General features: G+C 57.0%; 19 protein-coding genes. 11 read left to right on the top strand and 8 right to left on the bottom strand.

The genetic code is table 11. The features are described 5' to 3' along the window. Positions 1 to 32: 32 nt before the first annotated feature. The 7 genes from B9Z44_RS01405 (at position 33) to B9Z44_RS01435 (ending at position 8,775) form a co-directional block, all read left to right on the top strand. On the top strand, positions 33 to 1,220 hold the full coding sequence (locus B9Z44_RS01405; protein ID WP_108359904.1) for an ABC transporter substrate-binding protein: 1,188 nt from the start codon (positions 33 to 35) through the stop codon (positions 1,218 to 1,220). Between the two features lie 118 nt (positions 1,221 to 1,338). After that, positions 1,339 to 1,689: an FKBP-type peptidyl-prolyl cis-trans isomerase gene (locus B9Z44_RS01410; RefSeq protein ID WP_108359905.1), complete on the top strand. Its 351-nt coding sequence runs from the start codon at positions 1,339 to 1,341 to the stop codon at positions 1,687 to 1,689. Positions 1,690 to 1,842: 153 nt separating this feature from the next. Next, positions 1,843 to 2,421 carry a nucleotide exchange factor GrpE gene (grpE, locus tag B9Z44_RS01415; protein WP_108401505.1) on the top strand — a complete coding sequence of 193 codons (579 nt, stop codon included), beginning with the start codon at positions 1,843 to 1,845 and terminating at the stop codon, positions 2,419 to 2,421. 71 nt (positions 2,422 to 2,492) lie between these two features. After that, complete coding sequence (gene dnaK, locus B9Z44_RS01420) at positions 2,493 to 4,439, top strand: molecular chaperone DnaK (protein WP_108359907.1); 1,947 nt, start codon at positions 2,493 to 2,495, stop codon at positions 4,437 to 4,439. Between the two features lie 102 nt (positions 4,440 to 4,541). Further along, complete coding sequence (gene dnaJ / locus B9Z44_RS01425; RefSeq protein ID WP_108359908.1) at positions 4,542 to 5,681, top strand: molecular chaperone DnaJ; 1,140 nt, start codon at positions 4,542 to 4,544, stop codon at positions 5,679 to 5,681. A gap of 46 nt (positions 5,682 to 5,727) precedes the next feature. Next, entirely contained in the window at positions 5,728 to 7,092 is a 1,365-nt protein-coding gene (locus B9Z44_RS01430; RefSeq protein ID WP_108359909.1) for an MBL fold metallo-hydrolase RNA specificity domain-containing protein, read from the top strand. Between the two features lie 33 nt (positions 7,093 to 7,125). Beyond that, a complete protein-coding gene (locus tag B9Z44_RS01435) occupies positions 7,126 to 8,775 on the top strand; it encodes a phosphoethanolamine transferase (protein ID WP_108402759.1) in 1,650 nt (549 codons plus the stop codon). Positions 8,776 to 8,792: 17 nt separating this feature from the next. Here B9Z44_RS01435 and B9Z44_RS01440 read toward each other — a convergent pair whose 3' ends face one another. Together B9Z44_RS01440 and B9Z44_RS01445 are read right to left on the bottom strand one after the other, a co-directional pair. Then, the gene (locus B9Z44_RS01440) at positions 8,793 to 9,272 is read right to left on the bottom strand and encodes a cyanophycin metabolism-associated DUF1854 family protein (RefSeq protein ID WP_108359910.1); all 480 of its coding nucleotides are present in this window, start codon (positions 9,270 to 9,272) and stop codon (positions 8,793 to 8,795) included. Continuing rightward, positions 9,269 to 11,554, bottom strand: coding sequence for a cyanophycin metabolism-associated ABC transporter (locus B9Z44_RS01445; RefSeq protein ID WP_108359911.1), 2,286 nt, complete (start codon positions 11,552 to 11,554; stop codon positions 9,269 to 9,271). The genes B9Z44_RS01440 and B9Z44_RS01445 overlap by 4 nt, the downstream gene beginning before the upstream one ends. A 195-nt stretch (positions 11,555 to 11,749) precedes the next feature. On the opposite strand from B9Z44_RS01445, the gene B9Z44_RS01450 reads away from it, so the two are divergent. Then, on the top strand, positions 11,750 to 13,963 hold the full coding sequence (locus B9Z44_RS01450) for a cyanophycin synthetase (protein WP_108359912.1): 2,214 nt from the start codon (positions 11,750 to 11,752) through the stop codon (positions 13,961 to 13,963). Continuing rightward, positions 13,963 to 16,545 (top strand): cyanophycin synthetase, encoded by a 2,583-nt coding sequence (gene cphA, locus B9Z44_RS01455; RefSeq protein ID WP_108401506.1) that lies wholly within the window; start codon positions 13,963 to 13,965, stop codon positions 16,543 to 16,545. The genes B9Z44_RS01450 and cphA overlap by 1 nt, the downstream gene beginning before the upstream one ends. A gap of 177 nt (positions 16,546 to 16,722) precedes the next feature. Here the strand turns inward: cphA and B9Z44_RS01460 are convergent, their stop codons facing one another. From B9Z44_RS01460 to ilvD, 6 genes are all read right to left on the bottom strand, one after another. After that, a complete protein-coding gene (locus B9Z44_RS01460) occupies positions 16,723 to 18,258 on the bottom strand; it encodes a malonate--CoA ligase (RefSeq protein ID WP_108359914.1) in 1,536 nt (511 codons plus the stop codon). Positions 18,259 to 18,271: 13 nt separating this feature from the next. Beyond that, positions 18,272 to 19,264 (bottom strand): Bug family tripartite tricarboxylate transporter substrate binding protein, encoded by a 993-nt coding sequence (locus B9Z44_RS01465; RefSeq protein WP_108359915.1) that lies wholly within the window; start codon positions 19,262 to 19,264, stop codon positions 18,272 to 18,274. A gap of 32 nt (positions 19,265 to 19,296) precedes the next feature. Continuing rightward, positions 19,297 to 20,739 carry a malonyl-CoA decarboxylase gene (locus B9Z44_RS01470; RefSeq protein WP_370444602.1) on the bottom strand — a complete coding sequence of 481 codons (1,443 nt, stop codon included), beginning with the start codon at positions 20,737 to 20,739 and terminating at the stop codon, positions 19,297 to 19,299. Positions 20,740 to 20,753: 14 nt separating this feature from the next. Beyond that, positions 20,754 to 21,422 (bottom strand): GntR family transcriptional regulator, encoded by a 669-nt coding sequence (locus B9Z44_RS01475; protein ID WP_108359917.1) that lies wholly within the window; start codon positions 21,420 to 21,422, stop codon positions 20,754 to 20,756. 117 nt (positions 21,423 to 21,539) lie between these two features. Then, positions 21,540 to 22,355, bottom strand: coding sequence for a prolipoprotein diacylglyceryl transferase (lgt, locus tag B9Z44_RS01480; protein WP_108359918.1), 816 nt, complete (start codon positions 22,353 to 22,355; stop codon positions 21,540 to 21,542). 18 nt (positions 22,356 to 22,373) lie between these two features. After that, positions 22,374 to 24,230, bottom strand: coding sequence for a dihydroxy-acid dehydratase (ilvD, locus tag B9Z44_RS01485; protein WP_108401507.1), 1,857 nt, complete (start codon positions 24,228 to 24,230; stop codon positions 22,374 to 22,376). A gap of 179 nt (positions 24,231 to 24,409) precedes the next feature. Between ilvD and B9Z44_RS01490 the strand changes: the two genes are divergently transcribed. Next, the gene (locus B9Z44_RS01490; RefSeq protein WP_108359920.1) at positions 24,410 to 24,721 is read left to right on the top strand and encodes a c-type cytochrome; all 312 of its coding nucleotides are present in this window, start codon (positions 24,410 to 24,412) and stop codon (positions 24,719 to 24,721) included. Positions 24,722 to 24,865: 144 nt separating this feature from the next. After that, complete coding sequence (locus B9Z44_RS01495) at positions 24,866 to 26,416, top strand: fumarate hydratase (RefSeq protein ID WP_108401508.1); 1,551 nt, start codon at positions 24,866 to 24,868, stop codon at positions 26,414 to 26,416. The last annotated feature ends 46 nt before the right edge of the window (positions 26,417 to 26,462 follow it).

A 26,462-nucleotide genomic window follows, 5' to 3' on the forward strand; every position in this document is an offset into this window, starting at 1 on the left:
TTCCGGCAATCCTTCATACCTAGGAGACAAGCATGCAATATAAAAAAATCTATCAACTGTTGGCCAGTGCAGCGCTGGTGACAGCCCTGCCGTTGAGCGCCTTGGCGCAAGGCAAAGAGCCGGTCAAGGTCGGTTTGGTGTCGTCCAAGTCTGGCGTGTTCGCCGAGCAAGGCGAAGAAGTCATGCGCGCGGTGAAATTCGCGATTGAAGAAGCCAACAGCAAAGGTGGCATCGATGGCCGCAAAGTGGAAGTCCAAGAAGGCGACGACGAAAGCACACCAGACGCCGGCCGCCGCGTGGCTGAAAAAATGGCACGTGATGGTCACAACCTGTTGATCGGTGCGGTCCCCTCGTCCATCTCTTTGGCCATCGCCCAAAACCTGGACCGCTGGGATGCGGCTTACTTCATCCAAGCCAGCAAGTCAGACAAGCTGACCGGCGACACCTGCAAACCTCGCAGCTTCCGCACCAACCACTCTGACGCGATGGACATCGCCATGATCAATGAGTGGGCCAAGAAAATCAAAGGCAACACCTTTGCGGTGATTGCGGCCGACTATGTGTGGGGCCGCGACTCTGGCGAATCGTTCAAGAAAGCCATGGAAGCCCAAGGCAAGAAAGTGCCATTGACCTTGTACGTTCCCATGGGCACCAAGGACTTCTCGCCTTACATCGCCCAACTCAAAGCCGCCAACGTGGACGGTATTTGGGTGGCTGAAGTGGGCCGTGATGCCATGGCGTTCGTCAAGCAAGCCGGTGAGTTCAACCTGATCCCCAACACGCCCTTGATTGGTCACGCGCTGATTTCCAACTTCATCATCAACGCCACCGGTAAAAACCTCGAAGGTGTGCCCGGCAACTCAGGCTACGCCGCTGACTTGAACAACCCACGTAACAAAGAATTCGTGGCCGCATGGAAAGCCAAGTTCAACCGCATGCCCACCGATGCCGAAGGCCAGGCCTACAACGGCGCACAAGTCATGTTTGACGGCGTGCGTTTGGCCAAGAGCGTGAAGCCTGAAGATGTGAGCAAAGCCCTGCGCGGCGCAGAACTCAACACCATCTACGGCAAAGTCACCATGCGTGCTGCCGACAACCAGCTGATGCTGCCTAACTACGTAGGCCGCGTGAAGATGGTCGACGGTGCCCTGCGCCCTGTGATTGAAGACACTTACCCAGCGTCTTTGACACCGCCACCTTCGCCTTTGTGCAAGATGTAATCGCTCGCGATTGCACGGCCCCCAAAGCCTCGATGCCTCGGTATCGGGGCTTTTTCTTTTGAAAACGGGGGTCGGTACACTCTAGGGTTTCGAATTTAGACCCCCTCAAGGATTTGCCATGAACACGACCCCTTCCGGCCTGCAATACATCGACAACGTGGTGGGCGACGGTGCCCAAGCCGCCGCTGGCCAGCACGTGAGCGTGCACTACACCGGCTGGCTCTACAAAGATGGCGAACAAGGCGCCAAATTTGACTCTAGCCGCGACCGCAATGACCCGTTTGACTTTCCTCTGGGCGCAGGCATGGTCATCAAGGGCTGGGACGAAGGCGTGCAAGGCATGAAGATTGGTGGCCAACGCACCCTCATCATCCCGCCAGAGCTGGGCTACGGCGCACGCGGTGCGGGCGGTGTGATTCCTCCTAACGCCACATTGAAGTTTGACGTTGAGCTGCTCGGCCTCGAATAAACAAGCGATACGGCAGTTCCTTTGACTGCCGTCATCCAGCGGGGCTTAGCCCCGCTTTGTTTTGTTCCGTTCCTTTTTTTACAAAACCCCTCTTGAAATAGGGTTGGATGCCCCCAGCTTCGCTGAATATCCATCCAACAAGCCCTACAAAGCATGTCAGAACCTACAGAAAATCAAGACACAGCGGCCGCACATTTGGCAGCCCACATGGCCGGCATGGCCCCCGCCCCTGAAGCCACATCTGCTGAACCCGCGGCTGCACTCGACCCCTTGGCTGCTGCCCAAGCCGAAATCGCCGCTTTGCAAGCCAAAGCTGCTGAGCTGCAAGACCAATATGTACGCGGCCAAGCCGATGTGCAAAACGCACGTCGTCGTGCGGACGACGAAGTCTCCAAAGCCCGCAAGTTCGCCTTGGAAAGCTTTGCTGACAGTCTCTTGCCCGTGCTCGACAGCCTCGAAGCCGGTTTGGCTGTGCAAACCGCCACGCCTGAGCAAATCCGCGAAGGCGCTGAAGCCACGCTGCGCCAACTCAAAAGTGCGTTGGAGCGCAACAAAGTGTTGGCCATTGACCCCGCCGCGGGTGCCAAGTTCGATCCAGCCCAACACCAAGCCATCAGCGTGGTGCCCGCCGATCAAGATGCCAACACCGTCGTCGCCGTCCTGCAAAAGGGCTACTTGATTGCCGAGCGAGTTTTGCGCCCTGCCTTGGTGACCGTCGCAGCACCTAAATAAACACTTGAAATTGGCAGAGTTAGCCTTAACTACTGCCCATCTGAATTTTTAAAAATCACTGGAGTAAGAACATGGGAAGAATCATCGGTATTGACTTGGGCACCACCAACTCGTGCGTGGCCATCATGGAAGGCAACACGACCAAAGTGATCGAGAACGCCGAAGGCGCTCGCACCACCCCGTCGATCATTGCGTATCAAGAAGACGGCGAAATCTTGGTCGGCGCCTCTGCCAAACGCCAAGCGGTGACCAACCCACGCAACACGCTGTACGCGGTCAAGCGTTTGATCGGTCGCAAGTTTGCGGAAAAAGAAGTTCAAAAAGACATCGACCTGATGCCTTACACCATTGCCAAAGCCGACAACGGCGACGCATGGGTGGAAGTGCGCGGCAACAAGTTGGCCCCGCCTCAAATCAGCGCTGAAATTCTGCGCAAGATGAAGAAAACCGCCGAAGACTACCTCGGCGAAGAAGTGACCGAGGCCGTCATCACCGTGCCTGCTTACTTCAACGACGCACAACGTCAAGCCACCAAAGATGCAGGCCGCATCGCAGGTTTGGACGTCAAGCGCATCATCAACGAACCCACTGCTGCGGCTTTGGCTTTCGGTTTGGACAAAACCGAAAAAGGCGATCGCAAGATTGCGGTGTACGACTTGGGTGGCGGTACGTTTGACGTGTCCATCATCGAGATCGCCGACGTCGATGGCGAGAAGCAATTCGAAGTGTTGTCGACCAACGGCGACACCTTCTTAGGCGGCGAAGACTTCGACCAACGCATCATCGACTTCATCATCACCGAGTTCAAGAAAGAATCTGGCGTTGATTTGTCCAAAGACGTGTTGGCCTTGCAACGCCTGAAAGAAGCCGCTGAAAAAGCCAAGATCGAGTTGTCATCGGCCACATCGACCGACATCAACTTGCCTTACATCACGGCCGATGCTTCGGGTCCTAAGCACTTGAACATCAAGCTCAACCGCGCCAAGTTGGAACAACTGGTGGACGAGTTGGTCGAGCGCACCATCGCCCCTTGCCGCATGGCCATCAAAGATGCCGGCGTGTCGGTGAGCGACATCGACGACGTGATCTTGGTCGGCGGTATGAGCCGTATGCCTAAGGTGCAAGAGAAGGTCAAAGAGTTCTTCGGTCAAGAGCCACGTCGTGACGTGAACCCTGACGAAGCTGTGGCCGTGGGCGCTGCGATTCAAGGTCAAGTGTTGTCTGGCGACCGTACCGACGTGCTGTTGCTCGACGTGACGCCTCTGTCTTTGGGCATCGAAACCCTGGGCGGCGTGATGACCAAGATGATCGCCAAGAACACGACCATCCCCACGAAGTTTGCACAAACCTTCTCGACCGCTGACGACAACCAACCTGCCGTGACCATCAAGGTCTACCAAGGTGAGCGCGAAATGGCGTCTGGCAACAAGAGCTTGGGCGAGTTCAACCTCGAAGGCATTGCACCTGCGGCTCGCGGTACACCACAAATTGAAGTGTCATTTGACATTGACGCCAACGGCATCTTGCACGTGGGCGCCAAGGACAAAGCCACGGGCAAAGAAAACAAGATCACGATCAAGGCCAACTCTGGCTTGTCAGAAGACGAGATTCAACAAATGGTGAAAGACGCCGAGTTGAACGCCGCCGAAGACAAGAAGAAGCTCGAAATCGTGCAATCGCGCAACCAAGCAGACGCCGCTGTTCACAGCGTGAAGAAGAGCTTGGGCGAGCACGGCGACAAGCTCGACGCTGGCGAAAAAGAAGCCATCGAAGCTGCCATCAAAGCAGTGGAAGAAGCATTGAAAGGCGAAGCCAAAGCCGACATCGATGCCAAGACCGAAGCGTTGATGACTGCCTCACAAAAGCTGGGCGAAAAAGTCTACGCTGACATGCAAGCAGCCCAAGCTGCTGCTGGCGGCGCAGAAGGCGCAAGCAGCGCTGGCGCTGCGGGCCACCAAGCCAAACCAGCCGACGACAATGTGGTCGACGCTGAAGTGAAAGAAGTCAAAAAGGGCTAAACCCTTTTCTCACCTCTGAGCTGACCTCGCCGCGTTTCGCCTGAAAAGGTGAACACGCGGCGAAGTCTTGATGAAGCCCCACAAAAAACGGCACTGCCAACCATGTCCAAACGCGATTTTTATGAAGTGCTCGGCGTCGCCAAAGGCGCGAGCGACGACGAGATCAAAAAGGCTTATCGCAAACTCGCGATGAAGCACCACCCCGACCGCAACCAAGGCGACAAAGCCAAGGAAGCCGAGGCGCAGTTCAAAGAGGTCAAAGAGGCCTACGAGATGCTGTCAGACCCCGAAAAGCGTGCGGCCTATGACCAGTACGGCCATGCAGGTGTGGACCCGAATATGCGCGGCGGCCCCGGCGGTCCTGGCGGCTTTGGTGGTGCGGGTTTTGGTGAAGCCTTTGGCGATATCTTTGGCGACATCTTTGGTCAACAACGTCGCGGCCCCGCTGGCCGTCAGGTTTACCGTGGCAACGACCTCAGCTATGCCATGGAAATCACGCTGGAAGAAGCAGCCAACGGCAAAGACGCACAACTGAAGATTCCTGGTTGGGACGAATGCGAAACCTGTGACGGCACAGGTGCCAAGCCCGGTACCTCGGTCAAAACCTGTACCACCTGCCACGGCAGCGGTCAGGTGCAAATGCGTCAAGGTTTTTTCAGCGTGCAGCAAACCTGTCCGCATTGCCGCGGCTCCGGCAAGATCATTCCCGACCCGTGCAATATGTGTCACGGCCAAGGCAAGATCAAGAAGCAAAAAACACTGGAAGTCAAAATCCCAGCGGGCATTGACGACGGCATGCGCATTCGCAGCACTGGCAACGGCGAGCCTGGTACCAACGGTGGCCCTCCCGGTGATTTGTTCATCGAGATTCGCGTCAAGAAGCACGACATCTTCGAGCGTGATGGCGACGACCTGCACTGCTCGGTGCCGATCAGCATCACCACCGCGGCCTTGGGTGGCGAAATTCGCGTGCCCACACTGGCAGGCGAAGCGGCCATTGACATCCCAGAAGGCACACAAAGCGACAAGCAGTTCCGCTTGCGTGGCAAGGGCTTGAAGGGCATCCGCTCCAGCTTCCCTGGTGACTTGTATTGCCACATCTCTGTGGAAACACCAGTCAAGCTCACCGAGCACCAGCGCAAGCTGCTCAAAGAGTTAGACGAGTCGCTGAAAAAAGGCGGCGCCAAGCATTCACCCGCCGAGGGTGGCTGGGCGGACAAACTCAAGCGTTTTTTCAACTAATCCTCACAAGCGAAGTGTCTTCACTTAAAGAGGGGATACTTCGCCCATGAGCGTCAACATCACATTTTTGGGCGGCACCGGCACAGTCACCGGTTCCAAGTATTTGGTTCAGCACGACGGCAAGCAACTGCTGATCGACTGCGGTTTGTTTCAGGGCTACAAGCAGCTGCGCTTGCGTAACTGGAACCCCTTGCCCATCGCAGCCGCTGACATAGATGCCGTGCTTTTGACGCACGCGCATTTAGACCACAGTGGCTATTTGCCATTGCTGCACCGCCAAGGCTTTCGCGGCCGTGTGCATGCAACGCCTGCCACCTGCGATTTGTGCGCCATCTTGCTGCCCGACAGCGGGCACATCCAAGAAGAAGATGCCGCATTCTTGAACCGCCATGGCTATTCCAAGCACACGCCCGCCCTGCCCCTGTATAGCAAGCACGATGCCATCGTCAGCCTGAATTTGCTGCACTCGGAGGTCATTGGCAAAACCTTTTCGCCCATCCCGGGGTGGAAAGCGACGTTCTCATCTGCGGGCCACATTTTGGGTGCCGCCAGCATACTGCTCGAAGTTGCGGGCCGTCGCATTTTGTTCAGTGGCGATTTAGGACGTCCTGACGACCTCGTCATGAACCCGCCTGATCTGCCGCCAGAGGCCGACACCGTGTTGATTGAATCCACCTACGGCAACCGCACGCATCCCAAAGAAGATGTGCTGGCTGAGTTGGCGCCGGCCTTGAAGCGCGTGGCCTCACGCGGTGGCGTGGCTGTGGTGCCGGTGTTTGCCGTGGGTCGCGCGCAGGCGCTGCTCCATGCCATTGCTCTTCTCAAAGAGCGTGGCGACATACCGCGCAGCTTGCCCATCTTTTTGGACAGCCCCATGGCGGTACACACCACCGAGTTACTGCCGCGTCACCCTGATGCACTGCGCTTGGATACACATGCGCTGCACAAAATGGCGCACATCGCCACGATGGTGGAAACGCCCGAGCAATCCAAGGCGCTGGCCAAACATCACGGTCCGATGGTGATCTTGTCCGCCAGCGGCATGGCCACGGGCGGGCGCGTGTTGCATCACTTGGCGCATTACCTGCCCGACCACCGCAACATGGTCATCCTCACCGGTTATCAAGCACCCGGCACACGTGGCGACACTTTGGCTAAGGGCAACAGCACCGTGCGCATCCACGCCCAAGACGTGGCCGTGAATGCCGAAGTGGTGCAACTTGAATCGTCGTCCGCCCATGCCGACGCCACACAGCTCATCAGCTGGCTCAAGCACATGAAGCACGCCCCCAGCCAGGTTTATGTGGTGCATGGGGAGCTGGATGCCGCAGATGCCATGCGTCAGCGCATTGAGCGCGAGCTGCGCTGGCGTGCTGTGGTGCCGGAACACGGCAGCACGTGGCCAACCTGAACCCAGTGAATCACGCCCATCGATATGCGCACCATGTTTTTGAATTCCCCTGCCCGCCCTGCGCGCCCAGCCACCACTTTGGTGATCGTCGCTAGCCTTTGGTTGGCTGTTCTGGGCAACTTGGCTCTCTGGAAAAACTTACTGGTTTTACCCGACCTCACCGGCTGGCATGGCGTGGGCTTTGGTGTGGCCTTTGCCTTGATCATTGCGTGTGTAGTGACAACCTTGCTGTCGCTATTCGCTTGGCGTTTCACGCTGAAACCAGTCATCACGCTGCTTTTACTTTTGGCGGCCTTCGCCACGCATTACATGCTGATGTACGGCGTGGTCGTAGACACCCCCATGCTGGTGAACGTGCTTCAAACTGACACACGCGAAGCGCGCGATCAACTGAGCTGGCAGTTGCTAGGAACCGTGATGGGCTTAGCGATATTGCCAATCATCTGGCTGTGGCGACAACCCATGACAACGCAGCCGTTCACGCAACAACTACTGCGCAATGGCGGGTTGTTTGCGGGCGCACTCATACTGGCATTTGGCACCACGCAGCTGGTGTTTCAAGACTTCTCATCGCTCATGCGCAATTACACCGAGATGCGTTACCAAATCAACCCGCTCAACAGCATCTATGCGGTGCTCGACATGACCGTCATTCCCGCTGAGCGCCCTCGGGGGCCAATGCAAAGTTTGGGCTTGGATGCGCGCATTGCCTCACGCGCCGGTCACACGCCTCAGCGTCCACCACTGCTGGTGTTTGTACTGGGCGAAACCGCGCGCAGCCAAAGCTTTTCGCTCAATGGCTACACCCGCGACACCAACCCACAACTGGCCAAAGAAAACGTCACCAGTTTCACCCACGTCAGTTCTTGTGGCACCAGCACAGCAGAGTCGCTGCCCTGCATGTTCTCGCACTTAGGGCGCACCGATTTCGCCAAGCGCAGCAACGAATTTGAAAACATGCTGGATGTGCTGCAACGCGCAGGCTACGCGGTGCTGTGGATGGACAACCAATCGGGCTGCAAAGGCCAGTGCGCACGCGTGCCTTATGTGAACACCTCAGACCTGAAATTGCCCGATCACTGTGCGGGAGACGAATGCCGTGACACGGTGATGCTTGCACGCATTGAAGCTGAATTGGCCAAACTCCCCGCCGAACGCCGCACACGCGGCACCGTGGTGGTGATGCACCAAATGGGCAGCCATGGCCCGGCTTACTTCAAGCGCACACCCGCCGAGTTCAAAACCTTCACCCCAGAATGCACCGACACCTCACTCTCGCAATGTGACCGTGCCCAGGTGGTGAACGCTTATGACAACACCATTGTGTACACCGACCACTTTGTATCCCGCGTCATTGCTTGGCTGAAAACGCAAGAAAAAACCAGCACCACGGCCATGCTCTACGTATCAGACCATGGCGAATCGCTGGGCGAAAAGAACATGTATTTGCATGGCCTGCCCTACAGCGTGGCGCCCCCCGAACAAACGACCGTGCCACTGATCACGTGGTTGTCCCCAGGGTTTGAGCAGCTCAGCCGCGTCAGCACCCGCTGCTTGCAAGCCGAACGTCACAAGCCCTTGTCGCACGACAACTTGTTCCATTCGGTGTTGGGGTTGATGGCCGTGAAGACCGCCGTCTACCAGCGCGAGCAAGACCTGTTTGCCACCTGCGAAGGCCGCTGAAACGACCTGGCCGCTTTTTATAAAAAGCGGTCCAGCAACTTGCGGGTGTGACGGTCAAGTGACGGCAAATCCCGAATCAAGAACTGCACGCCATGGGCATCCGCCACGATGAGTCGGCTCGCGCTCAAGCGGCGAATGTCTTCCTCGCCTTTGAGTACCAGCTGCGCGGGGCCACGGTTGGTTTGCACGCGCCAAATACTGGGCGTGGAAAAACTGTTGACCCCGTCCAAACGCAAAATCTCGGGCATGAACTCGCGGCCTTGCAGGGCTTGCGCCACGATGTCACGCTCATTCACGGGCAAATCGTTGAGGTTTTCAACCCAAACCAACTCTTTGCCTTCGGCGCTCAAAATGGAAATGCATTGGTCAGGCGTCGCAATCGGGAACGCACGCGCCACCACCGCACCCACATGTTGTGTGCCGTCGGCCAAGGTCACCACCAATTTGCCAAAGGGGTCAAAGGCCAACGTGAAGCCCAAGTTCAAGGCGGTACTCATACAGACTCCTTCGTCGAAGCACGCGCCACGGCATCTTCTGCATTTTTCGCTTGGGCTTCGTACAAGCGGTAGTAAGCGCCTTGACGCGCCATGAGCGTGTCGTGGTCACCCTCTTCCACCACCACGCCCTGCTCCATCACCACCAAACGGTCGGCTTTGTTGAGCGTAGACAAGCGGTGGGCAATGGCAATCGTGGTGCGGCCTTGCACGAGGTTATCCAAGGCCTTTTGAATTTCTTGCTCGGTCTCGGTGTCCACCGACGCAGTGGCTTCGTCCAAGATGAGGATGCGTGGATTGATCAGCAAGGCGCGCGCAATCGAGATGCGCTGACGCTCGCCACCCGACAGACCTTGGCCACGTTCGCCCACCAACGAGTCATAGCCTTGCGGCAAACGCAAGATGAACTCATGCGCATGGGCTGCACGCGCTGCCGACACAATTTCTTCACGTGTGGCATCGGGCTTGCCGTAGGCAATGTTGTCGGCAATCGTGCCAAAGAACAAAAATGGTTCTTGCAACACCATGCCAATATGACTGCGAAAGTCAGACAAGGCAATGTTGCGAATGTCGATGCCGTCGAGCTTGATGGAGCCTTCGCTCAGGTCATAGAAACGGCAAATCAGGTTGACCAAGGTGCTCTTGCCGGAACCACTTTGACCGACCAAGCCAATCATCTCGCCAGGGCGGATGCTGAGATTCATGCCGCGAATCACGGCGCGGTTGCCATAGCGAAAGCCGGCATCTTGAATTTCAATGTTGCCTTGCAAAGGCGTGGGCAACTTTTGTGGGTGAGTCGTCTCAGGCACGCTAGACACGTGGTCCAAGATTTCAAAAATACGCTTGGCACCTGCCGCCGCTTTTTGGGTGTGCGAGACGATGCGGCTCATGGAATCAAGGCGTGTGTAGAAGCGGCCGATGTAGGCCAAGAACGCGGCCAGCACACCCACCGAAATTTGGTGGTGAGACACCAAGTAAATGCCAAAGCCCCACACCACCAGCAAGCCCACCTCGGTCATCAGCGTGACCGTGGGCGAGAACAAAGACCACACAAAGTTGATGCGGTCGTTCACCGCCAAGTTGTGTTTGTTGGCATCGCGAAAACGGTTGGCTTCGCGCGTCTCTTGGGCAAAGGCTTTGACCACACGGATGCCAGGAATGGTGTCGGCCAGCACGTTGGTCAACTCCGACCAGACGCGGTCGATCTTCTCGAAACCGGTGCGCAGCTTGTCACGCACGGTGTGAATCAGCCACACAATGAACGGCAGCGGCAGCAAGGTGGCCGCAGCCAGCTTGGGGTCGATGCTGATGAGGATGGAAGCCGTCATCACAATCATCAGCACATCGGTGGCGAAATCTAGCAAATGCAGGGACAAAAACACGCAAATGCGATCGGTCTCAGCGCCGATGCGGTTCATCAAGTCGCCCGTGCGTCGTCCGCCAAAGTATTCGAGCGACAAGCGCATCAAATGTTCGTAGGCTGTGGTGCGCAAGTCAGCGCCGATGCGTTCAGACACCAAGGCCAAGATGTAGGTTTTGAGCCAGCCCAAGCCCCAGGCCAGCAAAGCGGCGCCCAGCAAGCCGCCCAAATACATATAGACCAAATCATGGTCGATGTCTTTGCCGTTTTGGAACGGGATCAGCACATCGTCCATCAGCGGCATGGTCAGGTAAGGCGGCACCAAGGTAGCCGCGGTGGACGCCAGCGTCAACAAAAAGCCAGCCAGTAAACGCCAGCGGTAAGGATGAGCAAAGCGCCAGAGGCGGAACAAGCCCCAGGTAGACAGCGGCGCGTGCTGCTCGCGGCTGCACACAGGGCATTCATCGCCCACATGTTCGAGTTGCAATTTGCACTGAGGGCAACGAGCCTGAGCCGATGTAGCCAGCGATTTGCCATGGGTCAACACCTCAAGGCGTTCGGCAAACTTCTCTTGCAGGCGCATGGCTGTGACGTTGTGCGTCAGGGTGAATCGCCAGCTGGCGATGCGGTGCGTGGCATCGACCAAACTCAAGGTGCCCACACCCGCATGGTCGGTGTGCTTCATCTTCATGCCTGCAGCCAATGTCCAACTGTCCCAAACAGGGCTTGAACCAGCCTGTTGAGAGCCAAAAAGCACCCTTTGGTCTGTCACAATTAGTAGCCCTAGCGAAAAATGCAATTGGGCATTCAAGTCAACCTCTAGCCAGGCTAGAACGTTTTCATGAGTAGACAGTTGTGCAAAAGCTGAAGTTTGCCAGCCCTCGGGCAAAACAACTTTGGCGGAAGCCGATAAAGAAGAATTCATTATTGGAATTTTGCTGCTTCAACCGATGTCAATCGATGGACGGCGATAAAAATAAAAGCAGGAGCCAAGACTTTGTTGTACCCCCGCACGTATGCAAATGATTGTATCGCCGCAGCCTCGGAGGTCGCTGTGGTGACCTCGGTTCTCCCCCTGCTTCAGCCACACCAAACCTCCGCTAAAAACTTCCGCTAATTTATGGCCTTCAAAGACATTCAAATCCTGCGCATGAACTACTTGCGTGGGCCCAATATCTGGACTTACCGCCCCATCATCGAAGCGCTCATCGACTTGGGCGAGATGGAAGACCACCCCTCCAACAAAATTGACGGTTTCAATGACCGCATCAACGCTTGGTTGCCCGGCTTGGTCGAACACCATTGCGGGGTGGGCCACCGTGGTGGTTTCTTGACCCGTTTGGTTGGCGGCACATGGATGGGCCACATCATGGAGCACGTCTCCATCGAGTTGCAGCTCTTGGCCGGTGCGCGCGCTGAGTTTGGCAAGGCCCGTGAAATCAGCAAGCGCGGTATCTATAAAGTGGTGTTCCGCACCGAGCACGAAGAACTGGGCCGTGAGAGCTTTTTGGCCGCTCGTGAACTCGTGATGGCCGCCGCCAACAACAAGCCTTTTGACATCGCAGCCACCGTCGAGCGTTTGAAGAAAATCGCTGACTTGCGTTGTTTAGGCCCCAGCACAGCCTGCATCGTCGATGCAGCGGTCGAACGCAAAACCCCCTTCATTCGGCTGACCGAAGGCAACTTGGTACAACTGGGCTATGGTGCCAAGCAGCGCCGCATCTGGACTGCTGAAACCGACCGCACCAGCGCCATCGCAGAAAGCATCTCTAGCGACAAAGACTTGACCAAGCGCTTGTTGACGCAATGCGGCATTCCTGTGCCTGAAGGCCAAATTGTCAAAACGGCAGACGAAGCCTGGGAAGCCGCGCAAGACATCGGCTTGCCCGTGGTGGTCAAGCCCTTGGACGGCAACCGCGGCTGGGGCGTGTCCCTCGACGTGAACACCGAGGCAGGCGTGCGCCAAGCTTGGGTGGCGGCTGAAAAAGAAGGCAGCGAAGTGTTGATCGAGCGCTATGTGCGCGGTGATGAACACCGCGTCTTGGTGGTGGGCGACCGCGTGGTGGCGGCCACCCGTGGCGAAACGGCTTACATCACCGGTGACGGCACATCGACCGTGGAGCAACTGATTGACAGCCAAATCAACACCGACCCTCGTCGCGGCATTGCCGAAGGCTTCCCGCTCGACCTGATTCGCTTGCACACCCCACGCGGCGAAATGTCGTTGCTCGAAATTCAACGCCAAGGTCTTGAGCCCAGCAGCGTGCCCGAAAAAGGCCGCATCGTGGTGGTGCAGCGCAACGGCAACCTCAACAACGATGTGACCGATTTGGTCCACCCCGAAGTCGCCGCCGTAGCCACCCTCGCCGCCCGCGTGATTGGCTTGGACATTGCCGGCATCGACATCGTCACCCAAGACATCTCTCGCCCTTTGGAAGAAACCAAGGGCGCCATCATCGAGGTCAATGCAGGCCCTGGCTTGCTGATGCACGTCAAACCGGCGGTGGGTCAACCCCGTCCTGTGGGCAAGGCCATCGTCGAGCACCTGTTTGGCCCCAATGAATCTGGCCGCATCCCTGTGGTGGGCATTTCGGGTAGCCAGCAAACCACCGAGCTGTCTCAGCTCGTCGCTTGGTTGCTGCACCTCTCTGGCAAACGCACCGGCCTGGCTTGCAAAGACGGCCTGTACATGGACCAGCAGCATTTGGGCAAAACCGATTCGCGCGGCTTTGAAGCCTCGGAGCGCTTGCTCATCAACCGTGCGCTGGACGCCGCCGTGTTCGAAACCACGCCGGCACACATCTTGGACGAAGGCTTGGCCTACGACCGCTGCTTGGTCGGTGTCGTGACCAACATGCCTGCAACGAATGACGTGCTGATTGAAAAGCACGACATTCAAACCGCAGAACAAATGCGCACTGTGGTTCGCACACAAATCGACTTGGTGTTGCCCGAAGGCGCCGCCGTACTCAACGCCGACGAAGAAGCCGTCACCACCTTGGCCGAACTGAGCGATGGCGAAGTGGTGTACTACGCCAAACAGCAAGACAACGCCACCTTGATGGCCCATTTACAAGCGGGCGGTCGTGCGGTGTTCTGCAAAGACGGCCACGTCACCTTGGCGCGCGGCGACCAAGAAACGCAGCTGTTCCATCTCGATCTCGAGTTGATTGCACGCTTGCTCAAAGACGGTTTGCACATTTCGACACTGCTGGCCGCTGTGGCGACCGCTTGGTCGCTGGACATCGCGCCACTGCTGATTCGCGCTGGTTTGAAAAATTTTGGGCAACAAAACCAACATGTTGCCAAAGACGTTGCAAGGATGAATGGCTAATGGAAGTCTCTCGTATCCGCGCCCTACGCGGCCCCAACCTCTGGACCCGTCACACTGCCGTGGAAGCCATGGCCACGTGTGACGCGGGTGAAGTCGACCTGAGCCAACACCCGGACTTTGAAAACCGCCTGCGTAACTTGTTTCCAGGCGTGGGCAACTTGCAGCCCACCGACCACAAGGTCAAGCTCAGCATGGCACATGCATTGGAAGCGGCCACTTTGCATTTGCAAATTGAAGCCGGCTGCCCTGTCACCTTCAGCCGCACCACAGCCACCACCGACCACGGTTTGTTTCAGGTCGCGGTGGAGTACACGGAAGAACAAGTGGGCATCATGGCCATCAAGTTGGCGCACGAGCTGTGCCTCGCGGCCCTCAACAACACCAGCTTTGATGTGGACGCCGCCATTCACCAATTGCGTGAACTGGATGAAGACATTCGCCTGGGCCCATCCACAGCCTCCATTGTTAACGCTGCGATCGCACGTGGTATTCCCTTCCGTCGCTTGACCGAAGGTAGCTTGGTCCAACTGGGCTGGGGTAGCAAACAACGCCGCATTCAAGCGGCTGAGATTGACTCCACCAGTGCCATTGCCGAATCCATCGCGCAAGACAAAGAGCTCACAAAAAAGCTGCTGCACGCAGCGGGTGTGCCCGTGCCTTTGGGCCGCCCAGCTATCAGCCCTGAAGATGCTTGGGCTGCGGCACAAGAAATTGGCTTACCCGTGGTGGTCAAGCCACGCGACGGCAACCAAGGCAAAGGCATTTCTGTCAACGTCACCACCGAAGAAGGCGTCAAAGCCGCTTACCTTGCGGCACGCGCTTGCCGTGAAGAGGTATTGGTTGAACGCTTCTTGCCTGGCAGCGACTACCGCTTGCTGGTCGTAGGCAACAAGCTCGTTGCCGCCGCCCGACGCGAACCGCCGTTGGTGATTGGCAACGGCAAAAACACCGTGCGTGAACTGGTTGACATCGTCAACGCCGATCCACGCCGTGGCGAAGGCCATGCCACCTCGCTGACCAAAATCCGCTTTGATGACATCGCCATTGCGCGCCTGAAAGAACAAGGCTTTGAGGCCAACTCCGTGCCCGCCAAAGGCGCACGCGTGATTCTGCGCAACAACGCAAACCTCTCCACAGGCGGCACCGCCACCGACGTGACCGATGACGTGCACCCCGAAGTTGCCTTGCGTGCCATTGCAGCCGCGCAAATGGTGGGCCTGGACATTTGTGGCGTCGACGTGGTGTGCGAATCTGTGTTGCGCCCCCTCGAAGAACAAAGCGGCGGCGTGGTCGAAGTCAACGCAGCCCCTGGCTTGCGCATGCACTTAAGCCCCTCGTTCGGCAAAGGCCGTGACGTGGGCGAAGCTGTCATGGCCACCATGTTCCCCGATGGTGGCGATGGTCGTATTCCTGTGATTGCTGTCACGGGCACCAACGGCAAAACCACCACCGTGCGTTTGACCTCTCACCTGCTGCGCGCCAATGGCTTGCGCGTGGGCATGACCAACACCGACGGTGTGTACGTGAATGGCCGCCAAACCGACAGCGGCGACTGCAGCGGACCACGCAGCGGGCGCAACGTGTTGGCGCACCCCGATGTGGATGCGGCGGTGCTCGAAACCGCACGTGGCGGCATGTTGCGTGAAGGCTTGGCCTTTGACCGCTGCCAAGTGGCCGTGGTCACCAACATCGGCATGGGCGACCACCTCGGCTTGAACTACATTTCCACCGTCGAAGACCTTGCCGTGTTGAAGCGCGTCATCGTGCAAAACGTGGCAGCGTCAGGCACGGCCGTGTTGAATGCGACCGACCCCATCGTCGCCGCCATGGCCAACAACTGCCCCGGCCAAGTGACCTTCTTTGGCCTGGACTCGCACCACCCCGTCATTGCCACACACCGTGCGCAAGGCAAACGCGTGTTGTTTGTAGAAGACGACCAAATTGTGGCCATGCAAGGCCACCACTCGGTGCGTATTCCTTTGTCGGAAATTCCGGTCACACGCAGTGGTGCGATTGGCTTTCAAATTGAAAACGCCATGGCTTCCATCGGTGCGGCATGGGCGGTGGGTGTGCCTTGGCAAACCATCTGCAAAGGCTTGGCTACCTTTGTGAGCGACAGCAATGCGGTGCCCGGCCGTTTCAACGTGTTCGACTACAAAGGCGCCACCGTCATTGCCGACTACGGCCACAACCCAGACGCCATCAAGGCCTTGGTGCAAGCCGTGACCAACCTGCCGGCACAACGCCGCAGTGTGGTGATCAGCGGTGCGGGTGACCGCCGTGACGAAGACATTCGCGAACAAACGCGTCTGATTGGTGAAGCGTTTGACGACGTGGTGTTGTACCAAGACGCATGCCAACGTGGCCGTGTGGATGGCGAGGTGTTGAAGCTTTTGCGCCAAGGTTTGGACGGTGCAAAACGCACGACGCACATCGATGAAATTCACGGTGAGTTTTTGGCGATTGACCGTGCGATGGAGCGTTTGCAAAAGGGCGACTTGTGCTTGATCTTGATTGACCAAGTGGATGAGGCTTTGGCGCACATCACACAGCGGGTGAACTCGGCGGCTTTGGCTGGCTAAGTTTTCTCGCTCCATTAAAAAGCCACTCGTTTGAGTGGCTTTTCTTTTTCCTCTCTCGCTGATGCTGACGGGGCAGTGCGGCGGCTTCCTCATGCTGGCGTACCAGAAATCGTCAGCCGCCGCACTGCCCCGTCAACATCCGAGGGTGGGCACTCAAACTCACCTTGGCAGCAAAACTTAGAACAAGCCTTTGTACTGCTCGCGCAGCAAGTTCTTTTGTACTTTGCCCATGGTGTTGCGCGGCAACTCAGCGACCACAAAACACTTCTTCGGAATTTTGAAGTTCGCCAGTTGGGACTTGAGCGCTGCAACCACTGCATCGGCATCCACCTTGGCACCGGGCTTGGCAATGACCACCGCCACGCCTACTTCGCCAAAGTCAGGGTGCGGCACACCAATCAAGGCGCTTTCTGCCACTCCGGGCATGTCGTTGATGTAGCCCTCAATCTCTGCGGGGTAGACGTTGTAGCCGCCGCTGATGATGAGGTCTTTGCTGCGGCCCACGATGACCACGTAGCCACGCTCATCCACTTTGCCCACATCGCCTGTTTTGAAGTAACCGTCAGCAGTGAATTCTTCTTTGGTTTTTTCCGGCATGCGCCAGTAGCCGCCAAACACGTTGGGGCCTTTGACTTGGATGCCGCCAATTTCACCCACGGGCAAGGCGTGGCCTTGGTCGTCTTGCACACGTAAGGACACACCGGGGAGTGGGAAGCCCACGGTGCCACCACGGCGTTCGGTTTGGCCTGGGTAGCGCGCATCGGCTGCGTAGGGGTTGGAGGTGAGCATGACGGTTTCGCTCATGCCGTAGCGCTCGAGAATGGTTTGACCTGTGCGCTCGTGCCATTCGTTGAACGTCTCCAGCAACAACGGCGCTGAACCTGCGATGAACAAACGCATGTTCGACGCTTGTGCTTTGGTCAGGCTTGGTTCTGCCAACATGCGCACATACAACGTGGGCACCCCCATGAACACGGTGGCTTCTGGCATTTTGGCGATGACGAGCTTTGGGTCGAACTTGGACAACCAAATCATCTTGCTGCCATTGAGCAAGGCACCATGGATGGCCACAAACAAACCGTGCACATGGAAGATGGGCAAAGCGTGAATCAGCACATCGCCTGGCTTCCAGCCCCAGTATTTTTTCAAGGTTTGGGCATTGCTGAGCATGTTGCCGTGCGACAGCATGGCGCCTTTGCTGCGGCCTGTGGTGCCACTGGTGTACAAAATGGCGGCCAAGTCATCGGCTTTGTTTTGCACCACTTGGTGTTTGTCTGACCAATGTGCGGCGCGCTCTAACAAGCTACCTGTGCGGTTGTCGTCCAAGGTGAACACATTTTGCGTGCCCGCCTTGAAAGCAATTTTGCTGACCCAGCCAAAGTTCTTGCTGCTGCACACCACCACGGCGGGCTCGGCGTTGCCAATGAAATATTCAATCTCTGCGCTTTGGTATGCCGTGTTCAAAGGCAAGAACACGTAACCCGCCCGCAAAGTGGCGAGGTAGAGCATGACCGCTTCGACCGACTTCTCCACTTGCACCGCCACGCGTGAGCCTTTGGGGATGTGCAATGAATCGAGCAGATTGGCCATCATCGCGCTGGCACGCTCAAGGTCAGACCAGCTGTAGAACAAGCCATCGTCTGTTTCGATGGCGGTTGCGTTTAAGTCTTTGGGAAACGCGGCACGCAAAGCCGCATAGAGGTTGTGATTCATCGTCTGTTTTCAGTTAGTCGAGTTTGGCGCCAGAGGCTTTCACCACAGTGGCCCAACGCTTGATTTCGTTGTGCACAAAGCTGCCGAATTGCGCGCTGCTCATGCTGGGGAAATCCGCACCGTTGTTGGCCCAAGCCACTTTGAGCTCTTCACCCGTAGAGGCCTTCTTCACTTCTTCCAAGATGCGCGCTTGCACATCAGCAGGCGTGCCCTTGGGAGCCCACAAGCCATACCAAGTGGTGACGGTGTAGTCGGGCAAACCCAGCTCAGCGGCGCAAGGCACATCGGGGAATGCAGGGTTGCGTTTGTTACCAGACACCATCAAAGCACGGACACGACCACCCTTGATGTGCTGTGCAGATGAGCCCAAGCCATCAAACATCATGTCCACGTTGCCGCCAATCAAGTCTTGCAGCGCAGGCCCCGCACCGCGGTACGGGATGTGGGTGATAAACGTGTTGGTTTGCAACTTGAACAACTCGCCAGCCATGTGGTGCGAGGTGCCGCCGCCCGCGGATCCATAGTTGAATTTGCCAGGGTTCTTGCGCACTTCGGCCAAGAATGATTTGAAATCACCTGTGATTTTTTTGGGGTTGACCACCAACACTTGCGGCACCATGGCAATCATGGTCAGCGGCACAAAGTCACGCTCCAAGTCGTAATCGAGCTTGGCATACATTGACGGTGCGATCGAATGATGCACAGCCCCCATGAACAAGGTGTAGCCATCGGGTGCAGCTTTGGCAGCGACACCCGCGCCTAAGTTGCCACCCGCACCACCGCGGTTGTCGATGACCAACGTTTTGCCTGATTGCTTAGAGAACTGCGCCGAAAACGGACGGGCAAATGCGTCAGTGCCGCCGCCCGCAGGAAACGGCACGATCAAGGTCACGGGTTTGCTAGGCCATGTGGTCTGCGCTTGCGCGCCGAGACTGAATGCAGCACATGCAGCGGCGGTAAGCGCCATCCACTGTCGGCGGCTTGCGTTGGTTTTGAGAGGGTTCATGTTTGTCTCCTTGAAGGTTTTAGTTCACTGACTCATTTGAAATACATGTCTTGCACATCGCCAGACGCAGGGGCAATGCCCTTTTCTAGCATTTGACGATGTTTGTCTAACCGCTTGAGATCGTAGAGGTAATTGACCATCAAGCCGTGCGATTGTTTGACGCCTTTGGCCGAAGGGTCGGCAAACCAGTTGATGCGCTCAATGCGCGCCCCGTTGCCCAAGTGAAAGCGTGCCACGGGGTCCAACACTTGCTCGCCGTGTTTGGCTTGGCCCAAGTAATGCGCACCCGCACGCGTGAGGAACTGGCGCAACGGCGATTTGGCTGACAGCGCCGAGAGGACTTGAGGCTGCTCAATGGCGGCCAACACATGGCTGGCTGTCGGTGGCTCAAAACTGATTTCACGCCCCAGAGCTGACAGCTCTTTCTCATTCAGGTGACCCAGCAACATCTCGACATTCTTGGACAACCAAGGGCGCAAGCCAGGAATGGGCGACAGCGTGGCAAAGGTTTTGAGCTTGGGGAATTCACCACGCAAAGTTTCGACCACACGTTTGATGAGCGAGTCGCCAAAGCTGACCCCCTTCAAACCACCCTGCGTGTTACTGATGGAATAAAAAATCGCCACGGTTGACTTTTGCAAATCTTCCGGTGCGGCCAATTCGTCAAGCAACGGCATGATGTTGTCTGCCATCTCGTGCAGCAAGGCCACTTCCACAAAAATCAAAGGCTCGTTGGGCAAGCTGGGATGAAAGAAACCGTAGCAGCGGCGGTCACTGTCCAAACGGTTTTTCAAATCCGCCCAACTGCGGATGTCGTGCACCGCTTCGTACTTGATGAGCTTTTCAATCAGCGAAGCGGGTGAATCCCAACTGATGCTGCGTAGCTCTAAAAAGGCCACGTCAAACCAAGTGGAGAACAAATTCTCTAACTCAGCGTCCAGCGCCAACAACCGCTTGTTGCCTTTGAGGTGTGGGAGTAACTCAGCACGCAAGTCCACCAAAAAGCGCATGCCGCCTGCCGAGGCTGCAAAGCGTTGCAACAAGCGCGTGCGAGGCGAGACCAAGGCACGACGCAAACGAATCTCAGCAGGGCCTTCGTCCACGGTACCCAATGCAGCGTCGTAATCATCACGCGCGGCACGCACCTTCACCGCATCTGGGCCGAACTGCTCGCTAATGAGCAGCCACAAATCTTGACGTTCTGCGGCGTCGGCTTTGGCATACCAATCTGCTAAAGCTTTGGCGCGGCGACCGCCCTCCACTTCGCTCACGCGTGGGTCCACCACGGCTTGCAACAGGGTCAACGTGCGGCGCAATGAACGCGGTGACAAGGCTTCTTTCTTTTGGCGCAAAGTGGCATCCAAACGCTCGCGCGTGGAGCGGTCTTCGGGCTTAGACACCTCGCCAGCAGCTGGGGCCGAGTTTCGAAGTAAGTTGATTTTGCTGCTGAGCCAAGTGGTCGCGTTCATTCCCATTTTTCTTTCTGGCATCAAGCCGTCAACACACTGCGTTTGGCGAAGGCCAGCTCACGCAAGGCCTCCCGTTGTTGCAACAAATGATTGCGCATGGCGGCGTCAGCCCCGGCAGCGTCACCGGCTTTGAGTGCAGCGAACACCGCCAAATGCTCTTTCAAACTCTGCTTCAAACGCCCGGGTGCGTGCAGCTGTTGCAAGCGCGCGAGTTTCAAAATTTTGCGCAAGTCGGCAATGGTTTGCGCCAGCCATTTGTTGTTGGCCAGCTGGATGATGGCTTCGTGAATGGCGAAATTGGCTTCGTAATAGTCGTTGATGCGGCCTGCTTCGGCATGCTGCTTTAAGCGCTGATGCCAGACCTCCAAAGCTTGTACATCGGCGGGCGTGGCACGTTGGGTGGCATCAAATGCACAGCGGCCTTCAAGCAATGCAATGACGGGAAAGATGTCGTCGAGGTCTTGCTCGGTCACCTCGTTCACAAAGCAACCTCGACGCGGTTCATGGCGCACCAAGCCTTCGGCGGTCAGCACCTTCAGCGCCTCGCGCAACGGCGTGCGGGAGATGGACCACAGCTCACACAAAGTCACTTCGTCAATGAAGCTGCCGGGCCTGAGCTGGCCGTCAAAAATGTAGTTGCGCAGCTGCAAAGCCACATCGTCGTGCAAGGAACTAGGAAGTGTGCGCATTGGGTTTGGGTTGATGCATCTCTGTAATTACGCGTAATTATGAGATTCAAACAGCGAAAAACCAGCCCTAATTCGCAGGGACTTTCCCTCAAAGAATTAACCCTTAAATCGAAAAAATTAAACGGGATTTGTTTGGCGCACCGCGCGCAGCCACAAGGCCACACCCACCAACACCATGGGGACGCACAGCCATTGGCCCATGCTCATGCCCAGTGCCAGCAAACCCAGATGCGCATCGGGCTCGCGGAAGTATTCGGCCATAAAGCGCAAGCTGCCGTAGCCGATCATGAACACGCCAGACACAGCGCCCACAGCACGTGGCTTGCGAGCGTAGAGCCACAGCACCACAAACAGCAAAATGCCTTCACCTAAGAATTGGTAAATCTGTGAAGGGTGACGCGGAATGAGGCTGCCACTTTGCGGAAACACCATGGCCCAAGGCAGAGATGGGTCAGCCGCCCTGCCCCACAACTCGCCATTGATGAAATTGCCCACGCGACCTGCGGCCAAGCCTGTTGGCACACAAGGCGCAATGAAGTCGGTCACCCACAACCAAGGGCGATGACGCTGCCACGCAAACACCGCCGTGGCCACAAACACACCCAACATGCCGCCATGAAAGCTCATGCCGCCTTGCCACACAGCCAACACTTCGAGTGGATGCTCAAGGTAATACGCGGGGTTGTAGAACACGCAATAGCCAATGCGCCCGCCCAAGACCACGCCCATCACACCGTAAAACAGAATGTCTTCGATGTCTTGTTTAGACCACGACCCCAGCACCACTTGCGCGGCATAGGGCTCGTGCGTCAAACGCAAGCGTGCCAAACCCACAAACAAAGCGAATGCAGCCAAGTAAGTCAGGCCGTACCAGTGAATGGCCAACGGGCCGACAGCCAACGCCACCGGATCAATTTGCGGGTGAATCAACATGCGCGCTAAGCCTGTTGATTAGTCGAGCATAGACAAATCACGCACCGCGCCTTTGTCTGCCGAGGTGGCCAGCAAGGCATACGCTTTAAGTGCAGCAGAGATTTTGCGAGGACGCGCCAACACAGGCTTCCAGCCCAGCTTGTCTTGCTCGACACGGCGCTTGGCCAGTTCTTCATCACTCACCAACACATGGATGCTGCGATTCGGAATGTCGATGCGAATGCGGTCGCCGTTCTTCACCAAACCAATGGTGCCGCCAGCCGCCGCTTCGGGCGAGCAGTGACCAATCGACAGACCAGAAGTGCCGCCAGAGAAACGACCATCGGTCAACAACGCACAGGCCTTGCCCAAACCTTTGGACTTGATGTAACTGGTGGGGTACAACATTTCTTGCATGCCGGGGCCACCCTTGGGGCCTTCGTAACGCACCACGACGATGTCGCCTGCTTTGACTTTGTCGCTCAAGATGTTTGCCACGGCTTCGTCTTGGCTTTCCACCACATGGGCAGGGCCTTCAAACACCAACAGGCTGTCGTCCACGCCAGCCGTCTTCACCACGCAACCATCGAGCGCGATGTTGCCGCGCAACACAGCCAAGCCGCCTTCTTTGTTGAACGCATGGTCGAGCGAGCGAATGCAACCTTCGGAACGGTCAGTGTCGAGGCTAGGCCAACGGGTGTTTTGGCTGAAGGCCACTTGCGTGGGAATGCCTGCGGGGCCTGCCATGTAGAACTTTTTGACCGCCTCGCTGGGGTTGCGCGCGATGTCCCATTCGTCGAGCACCTCCTTCATGGTCTTGCCCAACACGGTGCCCACGTCGGTGTGCAGCTTGCCTGCGCGGTCCAACTCTCCCAAGATGCCCATGATGCCGCCGGCGCGATGCACGTCTTCGATGTGGTACTTGTTGGTGTTGGGTGCGACCTTGCACAACTGAGGCACGATTTTCGACATGCGGTCGATGTCGGCCATGGTGAATTCAATCTCGGCTTCTTGGGCAATTGCCAAGATGTGCAGGATGGTGTTGGTCGAGCCGCCCATAGCGATGTCAAGCGCAATCGCGTTTTCAAAGGCTTTGAAGCCCATGGAGCGTGGCAAGACCGATGCGTCGTCTTGTTCGTAATAACGTTTGCACAAATCCACAATCGTGCGGCCGGCTTGTTTGAACAGTTGTTCGCGGTCAGCGTGTGTTGCCACCACGGTGCCGTTGCCTGGCAAGGCCAAACCCAAGGCTTCGGCCAAGCAGTTCATGGAGTTGGCGGTGAACATGCCTGAACACGAACCACAAGTGGGACAAGCTGAGCGCTCGACCTCGGCCAAGTCAGCGTCTGACACTTTGTCGTCAGCCGCCATCACCATGGCGTCAATCAAATCGAGTTTCTTGAACTCCATGACTTGCGTTTGCGGATTGGCCAGACGCACTTTGCCAGCTTCCATCGGACCACCCGACACAAAGATGACGGGGATGTTCAAGCGCATGGCGGCCATCAACATGCCGGGGGTGATCTTGTCGCAGTTCGAGATACACACAATCGCATCAGCGCAGTGGGCGTTGACCATGTACTCCACCGAATCCGCAATGATGTCGCGGCTGGGCAGCGAATACAGCATGCCGTCATGGCCCATGGCAATGCCGTCGTCCACAGCGATGGTGTTGAACTCTTTGGCTACGCCACCCGCGGCTTCAATTTCGCGAGCCACCAATTGGCCCAAGTCTTTCAAATGCACATGACCTGGCACAAACTGGGTGAACGAGTTGGCAATGGCGATGATGGGTTTGCTGAAGTCGTCATCCTTCATGCCTGTGGCGCGCCACAACGAGCGGGCACCCGCCATGTTGCGGCCAGCGGTAGAGGTCTTGGAACGGTAAGCAGGCATGTGAGGGCTCCGGTCAAAAAAGCGTCAATAAAAGTCTTGGTTAATTATCGCCCACGCATCACGCCTTCCCCGAAGCCAACACGCCAAGTCATCACCCCGGGCGGGGACAAATGGACGGTCTACAGACCGATATAAACTGGCGCAATGTCTACGACTTAACGCATTGAAGGGGCTACGACATGAAAAAGAATCTTTTAACTTTGCTCACCTTCGCTGTCACCTCGGTGTCTGCCCCCGCTTGGGCTGACCAAGCTTTGGCCACATCCAAGAACTGCATGGCCTGCCATGCCACGGACAAAAAGCTGGTTGGCCCCGCTTTCAAAGATGTGGCCGCTAAATACGCCAGCGACAAATCTGCCGCAGACAAGCTAGCCACCAAAATTCAAAAAGGTGGCGCAGGCGTTTGGGGCCCCGTGCCTATGCCCGCGAACACACAAGTCAATGATGCAGAAGCCAAGAAATTGGCCGCTTGGGTCTTGACCATCAAGTAACGACGTCACCCCATGAGAAACCGCTGCGCACCTCAGCGGTTTTTTTATGCCCAAACGTCACGCACAAGCTGACAGCATCCCGACAGGGGCTTTGAGTAAACTCACCCGCTGTTATTACCTCTGGCCTTTTTCAGGACTTCATCCATGACCACGATCCGCCAAAACGACCTGATTGAATCGGTCGCCGCTGCCCTGCAGTACATCAGCTACTACCACCCCGCCGACTTCATCAGCCACTTGGCCAGCGCGTACCAGCGCGAGCAAAGCCCCGCCGCCAAAGATGCGATTGCGCAAATCTTGACCAACAGCAAGATGAGCGCCATGGGCCATCGCCCCATTTGCCAAGACACGGGCATCGTGAACGTGTTCTTGAAAATCGGTATGGACGTGCGCTGGGAAGGTTTCACAGGCAGCTTGGACGACGCCATCAACGAAGGCGTGCGCCGTGGCTACAACCACCCCGACAACATGTTGCGCGCCTCGGTCGTCGATGACCCTCAGTTCGCCCGTAAAAACACCAAAGACAACACCCCTGCCGTCATCTTCACGCAAATCGTGCCCGGTAACAAAGTGGACGTGACCGTGGCTGCCAAAGGCGGCGGCAGCGAAAACAAATCCAAGATGTACATGCTCAACCCCAGCGACAACATCGTCGATTGGGTGCTGAAAACGGTCCCCACCATGGGCGCGGGCTGGTGCCCGCCTGGCATGCTGGGCATTGGCATTGGCGGCACCGCTGAAAAAGCTGTGCTCATGGCCAAAGAAAGCTTGATGGACGACCTGGACATGTACCAGTTGCTGGAGAAATCGAGCAAGGGCGAGAAGCTCAGCCAAGTCGAAGAACTACGTCTGGAGCTGTACCACAAGGTCAACGCTTTGGGCATTGGCGCACAAGGCTTGGGCGGTTTGACCACTGTGCTTGATGTGAAGATCAAGATGTACCCTACGCACGCGGCCAGCAAGCCGATTGCGATGATCCCGAACTGCGCCGCCACACGCCACGCCCACTTTGTGATGGATGGCTCAGGCCCTGTGTATTTGGAAGCGCCCTCGCTGGACTTGTGGCCCGATGTCAACTGGACCCCAGACACACAAAAGAGCAAGCGCGTGGACCTGAACACCCTCACCAAAGAAGAAGTGGCGAGCTGGAAGCCAGGCCAAACTATTCTGCTCAACGGCAAGATGCTCACCGGCCGCGATGCCGCACACAAACGCATCCAAGACATGTTGGCCAAAGGCGAGAAGTTGCCCGTGGACTTCACCAACCGCGTGATTTACTACGTCGGCCCTGTGGACCCTGTGGGCAACGAAGTGGTTGGCCCCGCAGGCCCAACAACAGCCACTCGCATGGACAAGTTCACCGAGATGATGTTGTCGCAAACTGGCTTGATTTCTATGGTCGGCAAAGCCGAACGTGGCCCAACCGCGATTGAAGCGATCAAGAAGCACAAGTCGGCCTACCTCATGGCCGTGGGCGGCGCGGCTTACCTCGTGTCCAAAGCCATCAAGCACGCCAAAGTGGTGGGCTTTGCCGACCTCGGCATGGAAGCAATTTACGAGTTTGACGTGGTCGACATGCCCGTGACGGTGGCTGTGGATTCAGGCGGCACCAGCGCTCACATCACAGGCCCTGCTGAGTGGGAAAAGCGGATTGCCACGGGCGAATTCAAAGGCATTGGCATCCAATCCAACTGAGCCTGAAACGCTTAAGAAAAAACCGGCTCTCTTTGCAGAGGCCGGT

It is taken from the genome of Limnohabitans curvus (genome assembly GCF_003063475.1).
GTDB lineage: Bacteria > Pseudomonadota > Gammaproteobacteria > Burkholderiales > Burkholderiaceae_C > Limnohabitans > Limnohabitans curvus.